The following is an 18,402-nucleotide window of genomic DNA, read 5'->3' as shown; positions in this document are numbered from 1 at the left end:
GACAGTGTCCCTTTTACTCTAGTCCACTCCCTCCGGATGTCATAGGTTAAATTTTGAACAGGTTCTCGTTCCGACGCTCCGCTTGAGACGAGCCGGATCTCGACTACTATGAAGCAGGTATGACACGCGCATACGCAGGTCAGAAAAATCCAATAAAAACAAACAGGAGTGACCGATGGCCGTCGACCCATGCAAGCGGACGTCCCTGCATTGCCTCCACCACTGGGCGGAGCACACCCCCGATGCCGTCTACCTGAGCCAACCCGGTCCGGATGGCCAGGTCGAGGACATCACCTGGCGCCAGGCCGCCGACCAGGTGTCCCGCATGGCCGGATATCTGGAGCAGCTGGCGTTGCCGGCCTGCAGCAACATCGCCATCCTCGGGCGGAACAGTGCCCACTGGATCCTGGCGGATTTGGCCATCTGGGCGGCGGGGCATGTGTCGGTGCCGTTGTATCCGACCCTCAACGGCGACACCGCCCGCTACATTCTCGAACACTGCGAGGCCCGGTTGCTGTTTCTGGGCAAAATGGACGGCAGCGCCGACGGCTGGCACGGCATCCGGGACCGGCTGCCGGCGGACCTGCCGCTGGTCTCGCTGCCCCTGTCGCCCCGGGACGACGTGCCGCAATGGCGCGATATCGTGGCTCGCCAAGCGCCGGCGGCGGCGCGACGGCCGGACCCGGACAGCCTCGCCACCATCGTCTACACCTCGGGCAGCACCGGTCAGCCCAAAGGGGTGATGCACAGCTTCCGCACCATGATCTCGGTGGCCGACGGCCTGCAGCAGCTGTTCCCGGTGAGCCGGGAAGAGCGGATGCTGTCCTATCTGCCCCTGGCCCACGTGGCGGAACGGGCCGCGGTGGAAACCCAATCCCTGTACTACGGCTTTCACCTGTATTTCGCCCATTCCCTGGATACCTTCCAGGCCGACCTGCAGCGGGCCCGACCCACCCTGTTCTTCTCGGTCCCCCGGCTGTGGACGAAATTCTACCTGGGTGTGAACGCCAAGCTGCCCCCGTCGCGACAGGCCCGCCTGTTCCGGATTCCCATACTCGGCTCGCTGGTGAAGAGAAAGATCCTGCGCCAGCTGGGGCTGGACCACTGCCGCGCGGCCCTGACCGGCGCCGCGCCCCTGTCCGCCGAAATCATTGCCTGGTACCGCAACCTGGGCTTGGAGCTGCTGGAGGTGTACGGCATGTCCGAGAACTTCGGCTACTCCCATGCCAACCGTCCCGGGCAGGCGAAAGTGGGAACGGTGGGCATGGCCAATCCCGGCGTTGAACACCGGATCGGGGCGGGCGGCGAGATCGAGGTGAAAAGCCCCGGCCAGATGCTGGGCTACTACAAGAATCCGGACAAGACCCGGGAAGATATGACCGGGGACGGCTTCCTCAGGACCGGCGATATGGGCGAGATCGACGAAGACGGCTGCCTGCGGATCACGGGCCGGGTGAAGGACCTGTTCAAGACCGCCAAGGGTAAGTACGTGGTGCCGGTGCCGATCGAAAACCGCTTCCGCCATCCCCAGGCGGAAGTGGTCTGCGTGGCCGGCGCCAACCAGCCCCAGCCCTGCCTGATGGTGCTACTGTCCGAGGACGCCCGCCGGCAGCTGGTCCAGGGCGGTGACCGTGGCGCCCTGGAGCGGGAACTGAGCCAACAACTGGACACGCTCAACGGCACGGCCGAACCCCATGAGAAGCTCGCGTTCCTGGTGGTGGTGAAAGACCCCTGGACCATGGAGAACGGGATGCTGACGCCCACCATGAAGATCCGGCGAAACGTGATTGAACGTGCGTATCAGGAACGTATGGCCGAGTGGGCCGCGGTGGGGCGGAAAGTGGTCTGGGAAACCTAGTGGGGATGATCGGCTGAGCCCGGCAGGCCGGTATTGCCCGGCCCGCCGGCGTGGCGCTGTCGTCAGTGGCCGCCCTGCACCTGGGGCATGTCCTGGGCCACTTCCGTTGCCTTGCGGTTGATCCGGCGGATCTTGCGACGGAGGAAGCCGGCCAGTTTCCGAGCCGCAGCGCGGGTATGCTGCCGGCGGACCTCGGTGCCGTTGTGGAGGATACTGGACGGCAGTGGTCGTGTGGTCGTGACGAACGTTTCAGTCATCGTGCCTGCCTCCCGTGCTGACCGGTGAAATGTCGGCTGAATACCTGTTGAGTAACCCATTCACCGGGGCAGTGTATGGGCTCTTATTTGCAGTATGAATACGTTAAACTTCGTACTCGTGTTGCAAATATGCAGTGATGATGGACTGGGATTATCTTCGCTACCTGAGAGCCCTAGCAATCGGCGGAACCCTGGCCAAGGCCGGTGAGTTGCTGGGGGTGCACCAGACCACGGTGCTGCGGCGCCTGGACCAGATGGAGGACGCCCTGGGGGTGCGTTTTTTTGAACGCAACCCGAACGGCCTGCGCCTGACGCCGGCCGGTGAACTGGCATTCCGGGAAGCCGAACGGCTGGCGGCGGATCTGGAGACCCTGCAGCGCAAACTGGTGGGCGCGGACACGGCGCCGGTGGGCAAGGTGCGCATTGCCGCCGAGGACGTGATGCTGGCGTGGCTGCTGGCCCCGGTGCTGGCGGAACTGGTGAACGCCTACCCGGACATCGAGCTGGAGGTCCTGACCGACAACGACGTCAGCAACCTGGCGCACCGGGAGCCGGACCTGACCCTGCGGCCGGAAAACCGCCCCCAGGCGACCTGGGAGGGGGAACGCATTGCCAGCCTGGCGTCCGCGGTCTACGGCAGCGGCGGTTTCTGCCGCCGGCACCGGGACATGGACCTGGAAAACGCGCCGGACCGCCAGACCTGGATCCTGCCGGATGAAACCTTCAGTCACTTGGCCACCGGCCGATGGTATCGCCGCCACCTCAGGCACGCGGTCTCGGTGATCCGCTGCAACAGCCTTCAGACCATGGTGTCGCTGGCCCGGGCGGGTGCCGGCCTGGCCGTGCTGCCGTGCTACATCGGCGAGCGGGCCGGCGACCTGCGGCGGCTGTCCCCGCCGCTGGAGGGGGAATCGGTCGACCTGTGGCTGCACGTCAACCAGGACACCCAACAGATGACCCGAGTCCGCGTGGTCATGGAGTTTCTGGCCGGGCGCCTCCGGGAACTGGCGGTGAATCCGGAGCCGGAGGCCGGTTCTTCGGGTTGATGGAAACGCGGCCGCCGGCCAGAATGAAGGTCACGCCACATGAAGGTCACGCCACGGCCGTGTTTCAGGACCCCCATGACCCGGACCCCGCACCGAATCCGCCCCTTCAGCGCCAGTCAGCGCCTGCCGGCGACCGCAGCCCCTTCCGAGCCGATGCCGCCGGAACGGGCTGGGGCGCGGCTGGCGGAATTCATCCACCGACATCCCCGGCTGCTGATTCTGACCGGTGCCGGGGTCAGCACCGATTCCGGCATCCCGGACTACCGTGATGTGGACGGAGGCTGGAAACGCCGGCCGCCGGTCCAGCATCAGGAGTTCATGGAGCGGGCCGCCACTCGCCAGCGCTACTGGGGACGCAGCCTGATCGGCTGGCCGGTCATCCGCGACGCCCGCCCCAACGCCAGCCACGCCGGCATCGCCGAGCTGGAGTGGCGCACCCACTGTCACCTGCTGGTTACCCAAAATGTCGATGGCCTGCACCAGAAGGCCGGTAGCCGAGCGGTGCTGGACCTGCATGGCCGGGCCGACCGGGTCCGCTGCATGGGGTGCGGCCTCCGCCTTGCTCGGGACGACGTGCATGCCCGCTGCGCAGACCTCAACCCGGCATTTCTTGGCCACACCGCCCACTCCGCGCCGGACGGGGATGCCGACCTGGACGTGGATTTCTCCGGCTTCCGGGTGGCGGACTGCCCCACCTGTGGCGGTATTCTCAAACCGGACGTGGTGTTTTTCGGCGACTTCGTGCCCCGGGAACGGGTCACCCGGGCGCTGGAGGCCCTGCGGGCCTGTGACGGGCTGCTGGTGATCGGCTCATCGTTGATGGTGTATTCCGGCTTTCGTTTCTGCCGCCATGCCCGGGACTGGGGATTGCCCATGGCCACGCTCAACCGGGGCCGGACCCGGGCCGACGAGCTGGTGGATCTGAAGCTTGATGCGGACATCGCCGGGACCCTGGCGGTGACGCTGGCGAGCCTGTAACCGGCGGGGGGGATACGGGGAGGGGAGCCCGGCTGGGCTCCCCGGAAGGTCAGATCAGGTTGTAGACGAACACCACGGCCACCGCCACCGGAGTGAGGAAGCGGACGGTGATGAACCACAGGTTGAACGCCGGCGCCGACAGCGACAGCTCGTTCTCCATGGCCTGGCGGGACATCACCCAGCCGGCGAACAGCGCCACCAGAAGACCGCCCAGGGGCAGCAGGATGTTGGCGGTGAAGAAGTCGAGCAGGTCGAAGATGGTCTTGCCTTCCAGCGCCGGGATGAACGACAGCGGCGCCACGTCGGACCAGAGATTCAGCGACAGGATCGAGGCGATGCCCAGCGCCCAGCAGATGAAGCCGGCGCCCAGGGTGCTGACGGCCCGGTTCAGGCCTTTCTGTTCCTCCAGCCATTCCACGATGGGTTCCAGCAGGGAAATGCCGGAGGTCCAGGCGGCGAAGATCAGCAGCACGAAGAACAGGGTCCCGAAGAAAGCGCCCAGGGGCATCTGCCCGAACGCCAGCGGCAAGGTCTGGAAGATCAGACCGGGCCCGGCGCCGGGTTCCAGGCCGTTGGCGAAGACCACGGGGAAAATCGCCAGGCCCGCCAGCAGCGCCACCGCGGTGTCAATCACCGAGACGGTGATGGAAGTCTTGGCGATGGACACGTGCTTGGGCAGGTAGGAGCCGTAGGCCATCATCACCGCCATGCCCAGGCTGAGGGTGAAGAAGGCATGCCCCAGGGCAATCAGTACGCCGGAGGTGGTGAGCTTGGAGAAGTCCGGCTGGAACAGGAACGCGGCGGCCCGGCCGAAGGCCCCGGTGGTCATGGCGTAGCCGACCATGATCAGCAGCAGCACGAACAGGCCCGGCATCAGGATGCTGACGGCCCGTTCGAGACCGGAGCGCACGCCCCGGGCCACCACCACCATCACCAGAGCCATGAACACGGTGTGCCAGAGCAGCAGTGTCATCGGGTCGCTCAGCAGATCGGAGAAGATCGCACCGACCGCTTCCGCGGACTGACCGGTGAGGGCCCCGCTGGCGGTGGTGCCGACGTAGGACACCGCCCAGCCGCCAATCACCGAATAGAACGACAGAATCAGGAACCCGGCCAGGATGCCAACCGCGCCAACCAGTTTCCAGGCCGGATTGAGCCGGTCCCGTTCCGCGATCAGGCGCAGGCTGTTAACCGGGCTGCGGCCACCGCGACGGCCGATCATCACCTCCGCCATCATGATGGGGATGCCCACCACCGCAATGCACACCAGATAGACCAGAACGAAGGCGCCGCCGCCATTCTCGCCGGTGATATAGGGAAACTTCCAGATGTTGCCCAGGCCGACCGCCGAACCGGTGGCGGCCAAGACGAAGGCGAGCCGGGAGGACCAGAGCCCGCGTTTGGCGTTGGCACCCTCGAGTGCCCCCGTGTAGGTGGCGGAACCGGATGAACTCAAAGACATGACTTGCTCCTGTCGTACTTGTTGTTGTCAGGGAAAAGGGGCCGCGGCGAACCGCGGCCCAAGGGGGATGCGCCGGCGTCAGGTCAACCGGCGCGAGCCAACCGCCCAGGCGCCAGCCCAGCACCGGCGGTGTGCTTCCGGAACCGCTCCTCCGCCAGTTCGTTGGCGATCTCGCCGGTCGGCAGGCCGGTCCGGCGCGAGCGGTTGAAGATTTCGGTCAGGGTGTCGCCGATGGTCTCGATGTGGGCGCGCACCTGCTCCGGGCGGCCGCCGGTACGCTCGTGGAACACATCGATGATGCCGCCGGCGTTGATGGCGAAGTCCGGGGCATAAAGGATGTCGCGTTGCTTGAGCAGGGCATCGTGCTCCGGACGTTCCAGCAGGTTGTTGGCGGCGCCGGCGACAATACCGGCCCGCAGTTTGGGAATGCTGCGGTCGTTGAGGACCGCGCCCAGGGCGCAGGGGGCGACCACGTCCACCGGCAGGAACAGAATGTCCTCGGCGGTGGCGGGCTTGGCTCCCAACTGTTCCACCGCCCGCTGCATGTTGTCGGCGTGGATGTCATACACCCACAGTTCGGCGCCGGCGTCCCGCAGGTGCCGGGCCAGCCGGAAGCCGACGTTGCCAACTCCCTGTATGGCCACCTTCAGGCCTTTGAGGTCGTCCTGTCCGTATTTGTGCCGCACCGCGGCCTTGAGGCCGATGAAGGTGCCGTAGGCGGTGGCGGGGGAAGGGTCGCCGTTGCTCGGCAGACCGTTGAAACCGGTGCGTTCGGCAATGCCCGCCACGTGGCGGGTGTACCGGCCCATCACCTTGAGGTCGGGCACGCTGGTGCCCGAGTCCTCGGCGGCGATGTAGCGACCGCCCAGGGTTTCCAGATGCCGGCCCATGGCCTCCAGCAGGCCCTCGGTTTTGTGCCGGCGCGGATCACCGATGATCACCGACTTACCGCCGCCCAGATCCAGGTTGGCCAGCGCGGATTTGTAGGTCATGCCCCGGGACAGGCGCAGCACGTCACGCAGTGCCTCCTCGTCGGTGGCGTAGGGGTACATGCGGCAGCCGCCGAGGGCCGGGCCACGGGAGGTGTTGTGGATGGCGACAATGGCCTTGAGTCCGGTTTCCGCGTCGCAGAAAAAGGACAGGTGTTCGTGCTGATCGAACTCGGGATGGCTGAATACGTTCATGGCGTTTCACCTCTGGTTCATGGCGGTCACCACCCGTGTGGGGCCCGTGACCGCCGTTTTTTGTTGTCAGACGGCCGCGTTGGCGATTTGCTGGTGCTCGCGTGCGCTCGGGTTGATTTCCGCCCGCAGCTGTTGACGCTCCTTGCGGGTGGCCTGATAGGCCTTTTCCTTCACCGGACCGAAGCCACGGATGCGGGCCGGCAGGCTGGCCAGGCCTCGGGCGGCGTCGGCGTGATCCCGGCTCAGGTGCTTGAGCAGGAAGCCGATGTCCGCCTCATACTCACGGATGATGCGCCGCTCCAGCCGGCGGTCGGCGGTGTAGCCGAACGGGTCGAAGGGGGTGCCGCGCAGCACCCGTGCCTTGGCCAGCCAGCCAAACACGGTCTCCATCCAGGGGCCGAACGTCAGTTTTTTCGGGCGCTCGCCGTTGCCAGCCCGGCTCAACAAGGGCGGCGCCAGGTTGAACTCCAGTTCGAAGTCCCCCTCGAACTCCTGCGCCAGCTGCCGGCGCAGGCTGCCGTTGCTGAACAGCCGGGCCACTTCGTATTCGTCCTTGTAGGCGAGCACCCGGGCGTAGTTGTCGACGATGGAGCGCAGCAGCATCGGGTCCTGGCCCAGCTTCTGCCGGATGGTCTGCTCGGCCTTGCGCACCAGTTTTTCGTAGCGCTGGGCCAGAGCGGCGTTCTGGTACTCGGTCAGGTACGCCATGTGGCGCTGAATCCGCTGCTCGGTGGTTTCCATCACCTGTACCACCTCGCCCTTGGCGGCGGGGAAGGCCAGTTGCCGGACCCGCTCCAGATCGTGGGCGGCACGGCGACCCCAGAGGAATGCCTGCTTGTTCTTGGCCACCGCCACGTTGTTCAGTTCGATGGCCCGCTCGATGGCCTCGGCGCTCAGGGGCAGCAGGCCCTTCTGGTAGGCGAAGCCGACGGTGAACAGGTTCACCGCCATGCCGTCACCCATCAGGGCCTTGGCCAGACCGCCGGCATCCAGGAACCAGCTGCCGTCCTCACGGCAGGCCTCGCGCACGCTTTGGGCCATGGACTCACCCGGGAAGCGGAGATCCGGGTCGCGGGTGAAGGCGGCGGGCATGGCCGGCTCGGTGTTCACCACGGCCCGGGAAAACCGGTTGTCGAGCTTGGCCAGGGCGTCGTCGGAGGCGGCCACCATCAGGTCGAAGGCCAGCATCAGATCGGCCTCGCCGGCGGGAATGCGCACTGCGTGGATGTCGTCCTGACGGTCACTGATCCGCACGTGGCTGACCACCGCGCCGAACTTCTGGGCCAGCCCGGTCTGATCCAGTACCGACACGCCCTTGCCTTCCAGGTGCGCGGCCATGCCCAGCAGGGCACTGACCGTGACCACGCCGGTGCCGCCCACGCCGGTCAGCAGGATGCCGTAGGGGGTGTTGCCGGTGACTCGGGTGGGCTCGGGCAGTTCCGGAAAGTCCACGTCCGAGCGCACCCCGGCGGGTTTCCGCAAACGGCCGCCCTTGACGGTGACGAAGCTCGGGCAGAACCCGCGCACGCAGGAGAAGTCCTTGTTGCAGGCGGACTGGTCGATGGTGCGCTTGCGACCGTGTTCGGTCTCCTTGGGCAGGATCGACAGGCAGTTGGACTGAATACCGCAGTCGCCACACCCCTCGCAGACGTCGGCGTGAATGATCACCCGCTGGTCCGGGTCGGCCAGGGTGCCGCGCTTGCGCCGCCGGCGCTTCTCCGCCGCGCAGGTTTGGTCGTAGATGATCACCGAGCAGCCTTCCACCTCGCGCAGTTCCCGCTGCAGCGCGTCCAGATCGTCACGATGATGGAACGTGGTGCCGTCGGCGAAATCGGCCCGGGACGGATACTTGCCGGGATCGTCACTGACCACGGCAATGCGCCGGACGCCTTCGCCGTAGAGCTGATGGGTGATCTGCTGAACGGTCAGGGTGCCGTCCACCGGCTGGCCGCCGGTCATGGCGACCGCGTCGTTGTATAGGATCTTGTAGGTGATGTTGGCGCCGGAGGCGATGGCCGCGCGGATGGCGAGGGTGCCGGAGTGGAAATAGGTGCCGTCACCGAGGTTCTGGAACACGTGTTTCTGACGGGTGAACGGCGCCTGGCCCAGCCAGGTTACCCCTTCACCGCCCATCTGGGTGAAGGTGTCGGTGCCCCGGTCCATCCAGGTGGCCATGTAATGACAGCCGATTCCGCCCAGAGCGCGGCTGCCCTCGGGCACCTGGGTGGAGGTATTGTGGGGGCAACCGGAACAGAAATGGGGCGTGCGCTCCAGCCGTTCCCGGGGCTTGGCCAGACTGTTTTCCTTTTCCGTCAGGAAGTCCAGTCGTTGCTTCAGCGTATCGGTGCAGTAGCGGCCGTCCAGCCGCGCGGCGATGGCTCGCGCCACCATGGCCGGGGTGAGCTCACCGATGGTGGGCAGCAGCTCGCGGCCCTGATCATCGTGCTTGCCGACCACCCGGGGGCGACGGCTGTCCTGCCAGGTGTAGAGTTGGGATTTGATCTGTTCTTCGATCAGGCCGCGTTTTTCCTCAACCACCAGGATTTCCTCGAGACCGGAGGCGAATTCGTAGATGCCCTCCGGCTCCAGCGGCCAGGGCATGGCCACCTTGTACACGGTCAGGCCGATGGCCTCCCGCTCCGCCTCGCCCAGGCCCAGGTCGGCCAGGGCCTGAATCACGTCCAGATAGGCCTTGCCGGTGGTGACGATACCCAGCCTGGGCTGGCGCGCGGAGAGCACGGTCCGGTCCAGTCGGTTGGCGCGGCAGAAGGCCTTGGCGGCTTCCAGCTTGTAACGATGCAGGCGCTCTTCCTGCTCCATCGGCTTGTCCGGCCAGCGTGCGTTCAGGCCGCCTTCGGGCATCTGGAAGTCCCGGGGCGTTACGATCCGGATTCGGCTCAGGTCCAGGTTGGCGGAAATGGAGGAGTCCATGTTCTCGGCCAGCGCCTTGAATCCGACCCAGCAGCCGCTGAACCGGGACATGGCCCAGCCGTACAGGCCGAGGTCAAGCATGTCCTGGATGCCGGCCGGGTTGAGGACCGGCATGCCGGCATCGATGAAGGCGAAGTCGCTCTGGTGAGGCAGGGTGGAGGACTTGCAGGCGTGATCGTCCCCGGCGACGGCCAGAACCCCGCCGAACCGGGAGGTGCCGGCGGCGTTGGCGTGTTTGAACACGTCGCCGGTGCGGTCGACACCGGGGCCCTTGCCGTACCAGAGGGCGAACACGCCATCGTATTTGGCGCCCTCGAAGATGTTGACCTGCTGGCTGCCCCAGACCGCGGTGGCACCGAGGTCCTCGTTGACGCCGGGCAGGAAATGGATGTGCTGTTTCTTCAGGTAGTCCCGGGCTTTCCACAGGACCTTATCGAAGCCGCCGAGCGGCGAGCCCCGGTAGCCGGAAATGAAACCGGCGGTGTTCAGGTTGTTCATGCGGTCCAGCTGGGCCTGCAGCAGCGGCAGGCGGGCCAGCGCTTGGCTGCCGTTCATGTAGACCGGGCCGGAGTCTTTTTCCCAGACGTCGTTCAGGCTGACGTTTCGCAGTTGTGTCATGGCAGTCACCGTTTCCAGATGCGTTGGGGCACCGGTGCGCGTTCGCGCCCCAGGATACCGGGCATGGGGTTATCGGGGTGTCGGTCAGGCGCGCGCCGTCAACGTGTTGACACGGCCGACGACGAAAGGGCCGTCAGGGGCGATCCCGAAGGACTGGAACGGGGGCTGGCCAGGGGGCCGGTTGGAACGGGCTGGACGGACCGGCGGTCCGCGCGAAGCGTGATGGTTGACATGTCGAAATCCTCTCCCACCTGCCGGATCTCGGCGAGCGTGGCGGTGTTGTTGTTGTCATCGTCCGGCTTTTGGCCGCCGGTCGATTTCGTCGTCCCTGCCCGAGGCGAGGTGCCGGGGCGTGCCCTTGTGGGGCTGGACGAAAAACACGCTAACCCCGTTTTACGTTAACGTCAACTGTTGTCGCCCGCCGGGCGGGGCGGAAAAGATGCAAAACTCATGTAACAGGCTGAGGCGGCAGTGAATTTCAGGTTGCGATTAGTGGTTTGTACCTATACGCTTTCCCTGGCTTCCACCCTAGCTTTGGCAGATGACCAGTCCGCGTTATCCCTACCAGTTTCAACCGCGCAAAGTTCGCGCGGAATTCTTCCGGCTCCTGCCCATCTCGTTGTTCGTGGTGGCGTTCGGTGCCGCGTTCGGCCTGGCGGCCACCCAGGAGGGGCTGACCCCCCTGGTGACCATCGTCATGAGCACCACCGTGTTCGCCGGCGCGGCGCAATTTGCAGTCCTGGATCTGTGGGGGGCGGACGTGCCGGTGCTGCCACTGATCGCGGTGGTATTTGCCATCAATTCCCGCCATCTGCTGATGGGCGCCTCGCTGTATCCCATGCTCAAGGATCTGTCTCCCGGCCGCCGCTACGGTCTGCTGTTACTGCTGACGGACGCCAACTGGGCGGTTTCGGCCCAGGATTACCAGAACGGCCGCCGTAACCTGGAGGTGATCCTCGGCGGTGGCCTGGTGCTCTGGCTGGCGTGGATTTTCGGCACCTGGCTGGGGGCCTATTTCGGTGGCCTGCTGGATAACCCCAAGGCATTCGGGCTGGACATGGTGCTGGGGTGTTTCCTGCTGGCGATGGCCCTGGGCGGGCGCAAGTCGCCCCGGGTGCTGACGGCCTGGGCGGTGGCGGCCGCCGCCTCGCTGGTGGCCTGGGCGTGGCTGCCTCCCAACACCCACGTGGTGATCGGGGCCCTGGCCGGTGGTCTGGTGGGTTACTTCTGGCTGGATCGCACGAGCGCCGATGGGGCGGCCGGGGCCCGGACCGAAGGAGGTGCCCGTGAGCATTGAGACGACCGGGCCGGGTCTCTGGCTGCTGATCGCGATCATGGCGGTGGTCACGCTGCTGACCCGTTATGGCGGGGTCTTCGCCATGTCCTTCGTGCGCATCAGCCCGCGCATCGAAAGCTTCATCAATACCATGGCCAGCTCCGTGCTCATCGCCATCATCGTGCCCATGGCGGTGTCCGGCGATCTCGGCGCGCTGGCGGCACTGCTGGTCACCGCCGGCGCCATGTTGCTGCTGCACAAGCCCCTGCCGGCCATCACCCTGGGGTTGGTGGCGGCCGCCGCGGTGCGGTATGGGGTGGGCGCCTAGGGGCTGCCGCCTTCGGGCATCGGGTTGGGGTTGAGCAGCGCCAGCTCGCCGATACCCGGCAGCTTGATGCCCAGGGCCCGTGGGTTGATGCCCAGGCTCAGACCCAGGACGTTCAGTTCGATGCCCTCGCGTACACCCGCCAGTACCCCCAGATAGCCGCCCAGGGACAACTGGTAGCCCAGGCCGCCGGGCACCGGCGCGGCGATCCGGTCGCCAAGATAATCCTTGCCGATGGCATGATTCGGCAGCGCCACGTCCAGACCGGGTACTTCGCGGATCACCCAGGCGGTGAAGGTGTTGCTGTTGGGGCCGGGCCAGGCTCGGTACTCGTCGGGGTAGGGGTAGGCGGCGATGGCGTCGTAGATGTGGGGAATCAGGCGGGCCGCCTGGTCGCCGCGCAGGTCGGCATACAGGGTAGGCTCGGCGCCGAACCAGTAGGTATCCGGCGCGGCGATCCGGGAGCGGACCACCGCACGCCGCCAGCCCGTGACTTCGTGCACCAGGTAGTGGCTGGCCCCCGCTTCCTTGGTGGCGATCCAGGTGTGAACGGCGAAATAGCCCCGCCAGCTCCAGGCGCGGGCACCGTACACCTGCACGATGGCCTCGGGGGCCTGCTCGGGCGTGGGGGCGATGTTGGCGCTGTCGCGGCGGGCGCTCTGCCAGCTTTCGGCCCCGTGTAGGGCACCGCTTGCCGCCAGCAGGAGCGGGCCGGCAAGCAGTGTCAGCAGGCTGGCGAAGAACCAGAGGGCGCTGGATTTGAGGCGTTTCATGGTCGCGTCCGGGGTGGTTACCGTAGGCTCCAGTATAGGCGCTCAGCTCCGGCGCACAATCGGGCTCATTCCTCCGCGCAGCGTTTTTCCAGCTTCTCTTTCCAGTGCTCGGCGCGCTCCTTGAACTTCTCGCGACGCTCCTGATGGATCTCGTCCCAGATCTTGCGCTGTTCCTCGGTCAGTTTCAGCCGCTTGGCCATTTCCTCCTGGTACTTCTCGGCCTCGGCACGGTGTTCCGCCATCCGTTTTTCACGGGCGTCCGGGTCGAACGGCCCCGTGCCTTCGCGGAACTGCTCGCACATTTTGTCCATGTCCGGCCGCTCGCCGAACGGCGGCTTGCCGTGATGGTCGGCCAGCGCCAGCGGGCTGCCGATGAGCAGGGCGGATGCCAGCGCACTGGCGGCGATCAGGGATGTCTTGTACTTGATCATGGTATTACCTCGTGTTGTGTCGAGTGTCTGCGTTGTTCGCCACCGGGGCGAATCAAACCGTGGGGCCATCTTACCCCTGGCGTGGGTCAAGGAACGTCAGGCTTCTGTAAAGGTTGTGCAAAGAAAAAAACCGGCGCGGCGGGGCCGGTGCGGCCCCGTGTTAGACTCCCGCCAAGTGATTGCGAGAGGGTGTGACATGCAGAACCGAGTACTTCTGGTCGAAGACGATGACGAGCTGCGCTCGCTGCTCGCCCGCTATCTGGACAATCAGGGATTCACCGTGCGGGAGGCCGCCAACGGCCGCGACGGCCTGACTCTGGCCCTGGGCCAGGACTGTGATCTGGTGGTGCTGGACATCATGCTGCCGGATATCAGCGGCCTGGATGTGCTGCGCCAGCTGCGGGCCCGAACGCACCTTCCGGTGGTGCTGCTCACCGCCCGCGGCGACGAAACCGACCGAATCGTCGGCTTCGAGGTGGGGGCCGACGACTACATTCCGAAACCTTGCAATCCCCGGGAACTGGTGGCACGGCTGCAGGCGCTGCTGCGCCGCATCGCCTGGGACCAGAAGGCGGAGCTCAACGCCAGCCGCGAGTATGGGGACCTGCGCATCGAACCGGCTCAGCGCCGTATTTACCAGAACGGCGAGCCGGTGGACCTGACCGCCACCGAGTACGAGGTGCTGTCGGTTCTGCTGGCCCACGCCGGCAGTGTGGTGCGCAAGACCGATCTGATGCAGTGGGCGTTGGGACGGCGCCTGGAAGCCTACGACCGTACCCTGGACATGCACATCAGCAACCTGCGCAAGAAGCTGGGTAACGACGACCCGCCCCGGATCGAGACGTTGCGCGGGCTCGGTTACAGCTACCGGGTGCCAACATGAGCCGGCGCCTGACCTTTCCGCTGTTCTGGCGGATTTTTCTGACGATCTGGTTGGCGATGGCGGTGGCGGTGGTGGCCAGCAATATGGTGACCCGCTACTTGATGGACCGGGAACGGGAGACCATTGAACGCCAAGTGGGGCTGCAGGACCTGGCCCGGGAAGCGGTGGACATCCGGGAACGGCTGGGCCGGGTGGAGACCTGGCGGTTCCTGCGCCGGGAAGGGGAACGGCGGGACCTGCACCTGCTGCTGATCGAGCGGGACCTGGATCTGGGGCGCCTGCCGAAATCGGTGCGTGAGCGGATGGATTCCTTCTGGCACCCACAGAAGCCGGCGGTGATCGACTTGCCCGGTGGGCGTTACCGCCTGGTGGCCTGGCCGCGCATGCACAGCAAGGGTTGGCTGGATCCCCGCTTCTTTCAGGCCATCGAATCCGGCCTGGCGTTCCTGCTGATTTCCCTGGCCTGCTGGTGGATTGCCCGCTGGGTGTCGCGTCCGCTGCGGCATATGGAAAGCACCGCCCGGTCCATCGCCCAGGGCGACAACACCCTGAGGGTCAACGCCCGGATTGCCGGCCGTCGGGATGAAATCGGCCAGTTGGCACAGGCCTTCAACGCTATGACCGATCAGCTGTGCCGTCTGCTGGAGCGTCAGAACCAGCTGCTGCGCGACATCTCCCACGACCTACGGACGCCCTTGGCGCGACAGCGGGTAGCCATCGAACTGGCCTGTGACAGCGGCGCCGACCCGGAGCTGATGACCAGTATCCTGCGGCAGAACGAGCGTCTGGAGACGATGACCGGGCAGATCCTCACGCTGTATCGGGTGACCGAACAGGGGCAGGACATCCAGCGGCAGCCGGTACAGCCGCTGGTGCTGGTCAACCGAGCGCTGCAGGAGGTGGCGGATTACGCCGAGCACCAGGGCGTCGACTGCCGGCTGGTGGCCGAACCCGAGGTGCGCGGGGCCACGTTGTTGGGGGATGAAGGCCTGCTGCACCGGGCCATCGACAATGTGCTCCAGAACGCCCTGGACCACACCCCACCGGGCAAGGTGGTGCGGGTGTCACTGGCACTGCAGGGGGAGGACTGCGTGGTGACGGTCGAGGACCAGGGCCCCGGGGTGGACGACCGGCTGCTGGCGCACCTGTTCGAGCCCTTTTTCCGGGCGGATCCGTCCCGGGGCGGCAACGGCTGGGGGCTGGGGCTGGCGATCGCCAGGAACATCGTCAGCGCCCATGATGGTACCATTGCCGCCGAGAACCGGCCCGAGGGGGGGCTGCGAGTGACGCTGCGGCTGCCGCTGCTGGCGTCGGGCTAGACGCCGTCCCACCCGCCCATGGCCGGTGGTGTGCAGACAGGTGGACAGCATGCGCAGAGACTACCCCGTACCCGCCGGGTTCCTGGAGCGGGAAACGGACGTGAAAAAGAGCCGGTTCATTGCCTGGGTGGCCCCGGTGAGCAGCCGGGACGACGTCCGGTGCTGGCTGGAACGGGCACGCCAGGCGCACCCGGATGCCCGGCATGTCTGCTGGGCCTACCAGATCGGTCGCCCCGGTTCCGCGGCGGAGGCCGCCATGAATGACGACGGCGAGCCATCCGGTACCGCCGGCAAACCGATCCTCAACGTCATCCAGCACAAGGACATGGGGGATGTTCTGGTGATCGTGATCCGTTACTTCGGAGGCATCAAACTGGGGGCCGGAGGGCTGGTCCGGGCCTACGCCGGCGCTGCCGAGCGTGTGTTGTCGGCGGTCGATCGGGTGATCCAGCAGGCCCGAGTGACGGCCCGGGTGCGCTTGCCCTTTGCCGACGAACAGCGGCTTCGCCACTGGTGCGAGGTGCACGGGGCGGAGATCGGCGCGGTAACGTATGGCAGCCAGGTGTCCGCAGAGGTCTCCCTGCCGGTGGACCGTCAGCCGGACTTCTCGGCATTCTGCGAGGCCCAGAAACTGGATTACAGTTTTGAAACCTGAGGGACCCCTGGGCCGGTCGCGACGTGTAACAGGCGTATACTCAAGACAACATGAACGGACAGCCTGATTCAGGGGAGGATTTCATGAGGTGGATTGTCGCAGGACTCATCGCCCTGGCGCTGGCGGGATGCGCCGCCAACGTCGTTACCGACTACAATCACGCCGCTGTGTTCGGCCACTACGCCACCTGGGCGTTCGCCGAGGACGCCGGGGAGGGGACCTTTGTTTCCCTGGACGGCAGCCGGGTTCAGCGCGCGGTCGAGCGGGAGCTCAACCGCAAGGCCATGCGTCAGGTGCCGGCGGACGAGGCGGATCTGCTGGTGAACTGGCAGATCGTCGAGGAGGAGCGGCTGGAACAGACCGGGGTCGGCCTGGGTTTCGGCTTTGGTTCCGGCCACTTCGGCTGGGGCGTGGCGGCCCCGCCGCCCGTGCGTGAGGTGCATGAGGGCAAGCTGGTGGTGGAACTGGTGGACACCGACACCCGCCAGGTGGTCTGGCGTGCCGCCAGCCGCCGTTACCTGAGGGAAAGCCAGTCTCCGGAAACCCGCAGCAAGCTGATTGACGAGGTGGTGTCGGAGATGTTTTCCAAGTACCCTCCCGGCCTGGATTGAGCACAGCAATGGGTTGGGACGCGCCATGAAAAAACGTTCCGGTGGTCTGGTCTATTCCACCGAGCAGGGCCGCATGTGCCCCGAATGCCGGAACCCGGTGAACCAGTGTGACTGTCGCACCCCGGCACCGCCGGCGGGCGACGGCATTGTCCGGGTCAGCCGGGAAACCAAGGGACGCAAGGGCAAGGGGGTGACTCGGGTGACCGGGGTGCCTCTGGCCGGTCCGGAACTGAAGGCCCTGGCGAAGGAGTTGAAGGCCCGGTGCGGCACCGGCGGTACCCTCAAGGACGGTGTGATTGAAATTCAGGGTGACCACCGGGACCTGCTGGTGTCGTTGTTGTCGGCCAAGGGCTGGACCGTCAAGCGTGCCGGCGGCTGATTTCCGGGCACGCAAAAACCGGGACCTCGACTACAATGGTCACTGTGAGGTTCCTCACGCCAAGAATAACCTGATCAATTCACGGACAGTGCGAACCCGGCCCGGCGCCGGGGTGGCGTCTATTGACTGGAGGCAAGCATGCACATCATGGTGTTGGGCGCGGGAGTGGTCGGCATAACCACGGCCTGGTTCCTGCAGAAGGAAGGGTATCAGGTCACGGTGGTGGACCGGCAGAACCGGGCCGGTCTTGAAACCAGCTACGCCAACGGTGGTCAGATTTCCGTGTCCCACGCCGAACCCTGGGCCAACCCCTCGGCGCCGCTGAAGGTGATGAAGTGGCTGTTCCAGCCGGACGCGCCGTTGCTGTTCCGGCCGCGCCTGGATCCGGCACAGTGGCGCTGGGCCCTGACGTTTCTCGGGGAGTGCACGGCCAGCAAGTCCGCCCACAACATTCGCCAGATGGTCAACCTGGGCACATACAGCCGCAGCCAGTTGCAGGCGCTCCGCCAGGAACTGGGTCTGGAGTACGATCACCTGGAGAAGGGGATCCTGCACTTCTACACCAACGCCGAGGAATTCGAGGGCGCAATCGAGCCCACCCGTATCATGCAGGACCTGGGGTGTGACCGGCAGATCATTGATGCCGCCCGGGCGGTGGACATCGAACCGGCGCTGGCGCCGATCAGGGACCGGATCGCCGGTGCAACTTACACCTCCGAGGACGAGTCCGGCGATGCCCGCAAGTTTACCCAGGCCCTGGCCGAACGTTGCCAGCAGGCCGGGGTCAACTTTTGCTACGGCGCCGAAGTGCTGGGCTTCGACCGCGCCGGGGATCGGGTCCTGGGGGTACAGGTTCTGAAGGAGGGACGCCACCAGACACTGCGGGCGGATAGCTATGTGCTGTCCCTGGGCAGCTTCAGCGCGATTCTGGCGCGCCAACTTGCCCTCACCCTCAACATCTACCCGGCCAAGGGCTACTCGATCACGGTGCCGGTGAAGAATCCGGAAGCGGCGTACCAAGTCAGCCTGACCGACGATGAGTACAAGCTGGTCTACTCACGGCTGGGGGATCGCTTGCGGGTGGCCGGAACCGCTGAGCTGAGCGGTTATACCCGCACCCTCAACCAGACCCGGTGCCGGGCGATCGTACGGCGCGCGGCGGAAATCATGCCTGAGGCCGGGGACTGGGACCGGGCGGAGTTCTGGACCGGCCTGCGTCCGGCCACGCCCTCCAATGTGCCGTACATCGGCCGCAGCCACTACGGCAACCTCTACCTCAATACTGGGCATGGCACCCTGGGCTGGACCCACTCCTGCGGCTCGGCCGCCGCTCTGGCGGACATCGTCTCTGGCCGCCGGCCGGAGGTGGATTTCGCCTTCACCGGCCTGTAAAGCGACGAAGCCAGCCCCCAGGGC

Annotated in this window: 17 protein-coding genes; 11 read left to right on the top strand and 6 right to left on the bottom strand. The window is 66.1% G+C overall.

All coding sequences use genetic code 11. From position 1 onward, the window contains the following. Positions 1–175: 175 nt before the first annotated feature. The gene (locus tag BTO32_RS09845; protein ID WP_076724473.1) at positions 176–1,858 is read left to right on the top strand and encodes an AMP-binding protein; all 1,683 of its coding nucleotides are present in this window, start codon (positions 176–178) and stop codon (positions 1,856–1,858) included. A gap of 62 nt (positions 1,859–1,920) precedes the next feature. Here BTO32_RS09845 and BTO32_RS09840 read toward each other — a convergent pair whose 3' ends face one another. Next, the gene (locus tag BTO32_RS09840; protein ID WP_076724472.1) at positions 1,921–2,115 is read right to left on the bottom strand and encodes a hypothetical protein; all 195 of its coding nucleotides are present in this window, start codon (positions 2,113–2,115) and stop codon (positions 1,921–1,923) included. A gap of 140 nt (positions 2,116–2,255) precedes the next feature. Here BTO32_RS09840 and BTO32_RS09835 point away from each other — a divergent pair, with 140 nt between their 5' ends. Both BTO32_RS09835 and BTO32_RS09830 read left to right on the top strand, forming a co-directional pair. Further along, positions 2,256–3,161, top strand: a complete 906-nt coding sequence (locus BTO32_RS09835; protein ID WP_076724471.1) for a LysR family transcriptional regulator — start codon at positions 2,256–2,258, stop codon at positions 3,159–3,161. A 75-nt stretch (positions 3,162–3,236) separates the two neighbouring features. Continuing rightward, positions 3,237–4,139 carry an NAD-dependent protein deacetylase gene (locus BTO32_RS09830; protein WP_076724470.1) on the top strand — a complete coding sequence of 301 codons (903 nt, stop codon included), beginning with the start codon at positions 3,237–3,239 and terminating at the stop codon, positions 4,137–4,139. A gap of 49 nt (positions 4,140–4,188) precedes the next feature. On the opposite strand, the gene BTO32_RS09825 is transcribed toward BTO32_RS09830, so the two are convergent. From BTO32_RS09825 to BTO32_RS09815, 3 genes are all read right to left on the bottom strand, one after another. Beyond that, on the bottom strand, positions 4,189–5,601 hold the full coding sequence (locus BTO32_RS09825) for a sodium-dependent transporter (protein WP_076724469.1): 1,413 nt from the start codon (positions 5,599–5,601) through the stop codon (positions 4,189–4,191). Positions 5,602–5,684: 83 nt separating this feature from the next. After that, positions 5,685–6,785, bottom strand: coding sequence for a Glu/Leu/Phe/Val family dehydrogenase (locus BTO32_RS09820; protein ID WP_076724468.1), 1,101 nt, complete (start codon positions 6,783–6,785; stop codon positions 5,685–5,687). A 66-nt stretch (positions 6,786–6,851) separates the two neighbouring features. Next, a complete protein-coding gene (locus BTO32_RS09815) occupies positions 6,852–10,334 on the bottom strand; it encodes an indolepyruvate ferredoxin oxidoreductase family protein (RefSeq protein ID WP_076724467.1) in 3,483 nt (1,160 codons plus the stop codon). Positions 10,335–10,875: 541 nt separating this feature from the next. Between BTO32_RS09815 and BTO32_RS09810 the strand changes: the two genes are divergently transcribed. Then, complete coding sequence (locus BTO32_RS09810) at positions 10,876–11,631, top strand: AzlC family ABC transporter permease (protein WP_076724466.1); 756 nt, start codon at positions 10,876–10,878, stop codon at positions 11,629–11,631. Beyond that, on the top strand, positions 11,621–11,938 hold the full coding sequence (locus tag BTO32_RS09805) for an AzlD family protein (RefSeq protein WP_076724465.1): 318 nt from the start codon (positions 11,621–11,623) through the stop codon (positions 11,936–11,938). Before BTO32_RS09810 ends, BTO32_RS09805 begins: the two co-directional genes overlap by 11 nt. Here BTO32_RS09805 and BTO32_RS09800 read toward each other — a convergent pair. Both BTO32_RS09800 and BTO32_RS09795 read right to left on the bottom strand, forming a co-directional pair. Further along, positions 11,935–12,708 carry a DUF3750 domain-containing protein gene (locus BTO32_RS09800; protein ID WP_076724464.1) on the bottom strand — a complete coding sequence of 258 codons (774 nt, stop codon included), beginning with the start codon at positions 12,706–12,708 and terminating at the stop codon, positions 11,935–11,937. The two genes, BTO32_RS09805 and BTO32_RS09800, sit on opposite strands and share 4 nt — an antisense overlap. A 65-nt stretch (positions 12,709–12,773) precedes the next feature. After that, the gene (locus tag BTO32_RS09795; RefSeq protein ID WP_217904869.1) at positions 12,774–13,139 is read right to left on the bottom strand and encodes a hypothetical protein; all 366 of its coding nucleotides are present in this window, start codon (positions 13,137–13,139) and stop codon (positions 12,774–12,776) included. A 196-nt stretch (positions 13,140–13,335) separates the two neighbouring features. Here BTO32_RS09795 and BTO32_RS09790 point away from each other — a divergent pair, with 196 nt between their 5' ends. The 6 genes from BTO32_RS09790 (at position 13,336) to BTO32_RS09765 (ending at position 18,378) form a co-directional block, all read left to right on the top strand. Further along, entirely contained in the window at positions 13,336–14,022 is a 687-nt protein-coding gene (locus BTO32_RS09790; protein ID WP_076724463.1) for a response regulator transcription factor, read from the top strand. Further along, positions 14,019–15,341: a sensor histidine kinase gene (locus BTO32_RS09785; RefSeq protein ID WP_076724462.1), complete on the top strand. Its 1,323-nt coding sequence runs from the start codon at positions 14,019–14,021 to the stop codon at positions 15,339–15,341. Before BTO32_RS09790 ends, BTO32_RS09785 begins: the two co-directional genes overlap by 4 nt. Before the next feature lie 49 nt (positions 15,342–15,390). Beyond that, the gene (locus BTO32_RS09780) at positions 15,391–15,996 is read left to right on the top strand and encodes a YigZ family protein (protein ID WP_076724461.1); all 606 of its coding nucleotides are present in this window, start codon (positions 15,391–15,393) and stop codon (positions 15,994–15,996) included. Positions 15,997–16,079: 83 nt separating this feature from the next. Then, complete coding sequence (locus BTO32_RS09775; RefSeq protein ID WP_076724460.1) at positions 16,080–16,607, top strand: DUF4136 domain-containing protein; 528 nt, start codon at positions 16,080–16,082, stop codon at positions 16,605–16,607. A gap of 25 nt (positions 16,608–16,632) precedes the next feature. Further along, a complete protein-coding gene (locus BTO32_RS09770) occupies positions 16,633–16,986 on the top strand; it encodes a translation initiation factor Sui1 (RefSeq protein WP_076724459.1) in 354 nt (117 codons plus the stop codon). A 138-nt stretch (positions 16,987–17,124) separates the two neighbouring features. Continuing rightward, positions 17,125–18,378: a D-amino acid dehydrogenase gene (locus BTO32_RS09765; RefSeq protein WP_076724458.1), complete on the top strand. Its 1,254-nt coding sequence runs from the start codon at positions 17,125–17,127 to the stop codon at positions 18,376–18,378. The last annotated feature ends 24 nt before the right edge of the window (positions 18,379–18,402 follow it).

Origin of the sequence: Marinobacter lutaoensis (genome assembly GCF_001981305.1) — a bacterium.
Taxonomy (GTDB): domain Bacteria; phylum Pseudomonadota; class Gammaproteobacteria; order Pseudomonadales; family Oleiphilaceae; genus Marinobacter; species Marinobacter lutaoensis.
This window is presented reverse-complemented; position numbering and strand designations above follow the sequence as displayed.

What these genes read in the sequence shown, in the direction of transcription:
- BTO32_RS09785 (WP_076724462.1), top strand. Translation starts at nt 14,019, where the DNA reads ATGAGCCGGCGCCTGACCTTTCCGCTGTTCTGGCGGATTTTTCTGACG.
- BTO32_RS09770 (WP_076724459.1), top strand. Translation starts at nt 16,633, where the DNA reads ATGAAAAAACGTTCCGGTGGTCTGGTCTATTCCACCGAGCAGGGCCGC.
- BTO32_RS09830 (WP_076724470.1), top strand. Translation starts at nt 3,237, where the DNA reads ATGACCCGGACCCCGCACCGAATCCGCCCCTTCAGCGCCAGTCAGCGC.
- BTO32_RS09820 (WP_076724468.1), bottom strand. Translation starts at nt 6,785, where the DNA reads ATGAACGTATTCAGCCATCCCGAGTTCGATCAGCACGAACACCTGTCC.
- BTO32_RS09800 (WP_076724464.1), bottom strand. Translation starts at nt 12,708, where the DNA reads ATGAAACGCCTCAAATCCAGCGCCCTCTGGTTCTTCGCCAGCCTGCTG.
- BTO32_RS09835 (WP_076724471.1), top strand. Translation starts at nt 2,256, where the DNA reads ATGGACTGGGATTATCTTCGCTACCTGAGAGCCCTAGCAATCGGCGGA.
- BTO32_RS09845 (WP_076724473.1), top strand. Translation starts at nt 176, where the DNA reads ATGGCCGTCGACCCATGCAAGCGGACGTCCCTGCATTGCCTCCACCAC.
- BTO32_RS09825 (WP_076724469.1), bottom strand. Translation starts at nt 5,601, where the DNA reads ATGTCTTTGAGTTCATCCGGTTCCGCCACCTACACGGGGGCACTCGAG.
- BTO32_RS09775 (WP_076724460.1), top strand. Translation starts at nt 16,080, where the DNA reads ATGAGGTGGATTGTCGCAGGACTCATCGCCCTGGCGCTGGCGGGATGC.
- BTO32_RS09790 (WP_076724463.1), top strand. Translation starts at nt 13,336, where the DNA reads ATGCAGAACCGAGTACTTCTGGTCGAAGACGATGACGAGCTGCGCTCG.
- BTO32_RS09765 (WP_076724458.1), top strand. Translation starts at nt 17,125, where the DNA reads ATGCACATCATGGTGTTGGGCGCGGGAGTGGTCGGCATAACCACGGCC.
- BTO32_RS09840 (WP_076724472.1), bottom strand. Translation starts at nt 2,115, where the DNA reads ATGACTGAAACGTTCGTCACGACCACACGACCACTGCCGTCCAGTATC.
- BTO32_RS09795 (WP_217904869.1), bottom strand. Translation starts at nt 13,139, where the DNA reads ATGATCAAGTACAAGACATCCCTGATCGCCGCCAGTGCGCTGGCATCC.
- BTO32_RS09815 (WP_076724467.1), bottom strand. Translation starts at nt 10,334, where the DNA reads ATGACACAACTGCGAAACGTCAGCCTGAACGACGTCTGGGAAAAAGAC.
- BTO32_RS09810 (WP_076724466.1), top strand. Translation starts at nt 10,876, where the DNA reads ATGACCAGTCCGCGTTATCCCTACCAGTTTCAACCGCGCAAAGTTCGC.
- BTO32_RS09780 (WP_076724461.1), top strand. Translation starts at nt 15,391, where the DNA reads ATGCGCAGAGACTACCCCGTACCCGCCGGGTTCCTGGAGCGGGAAACG.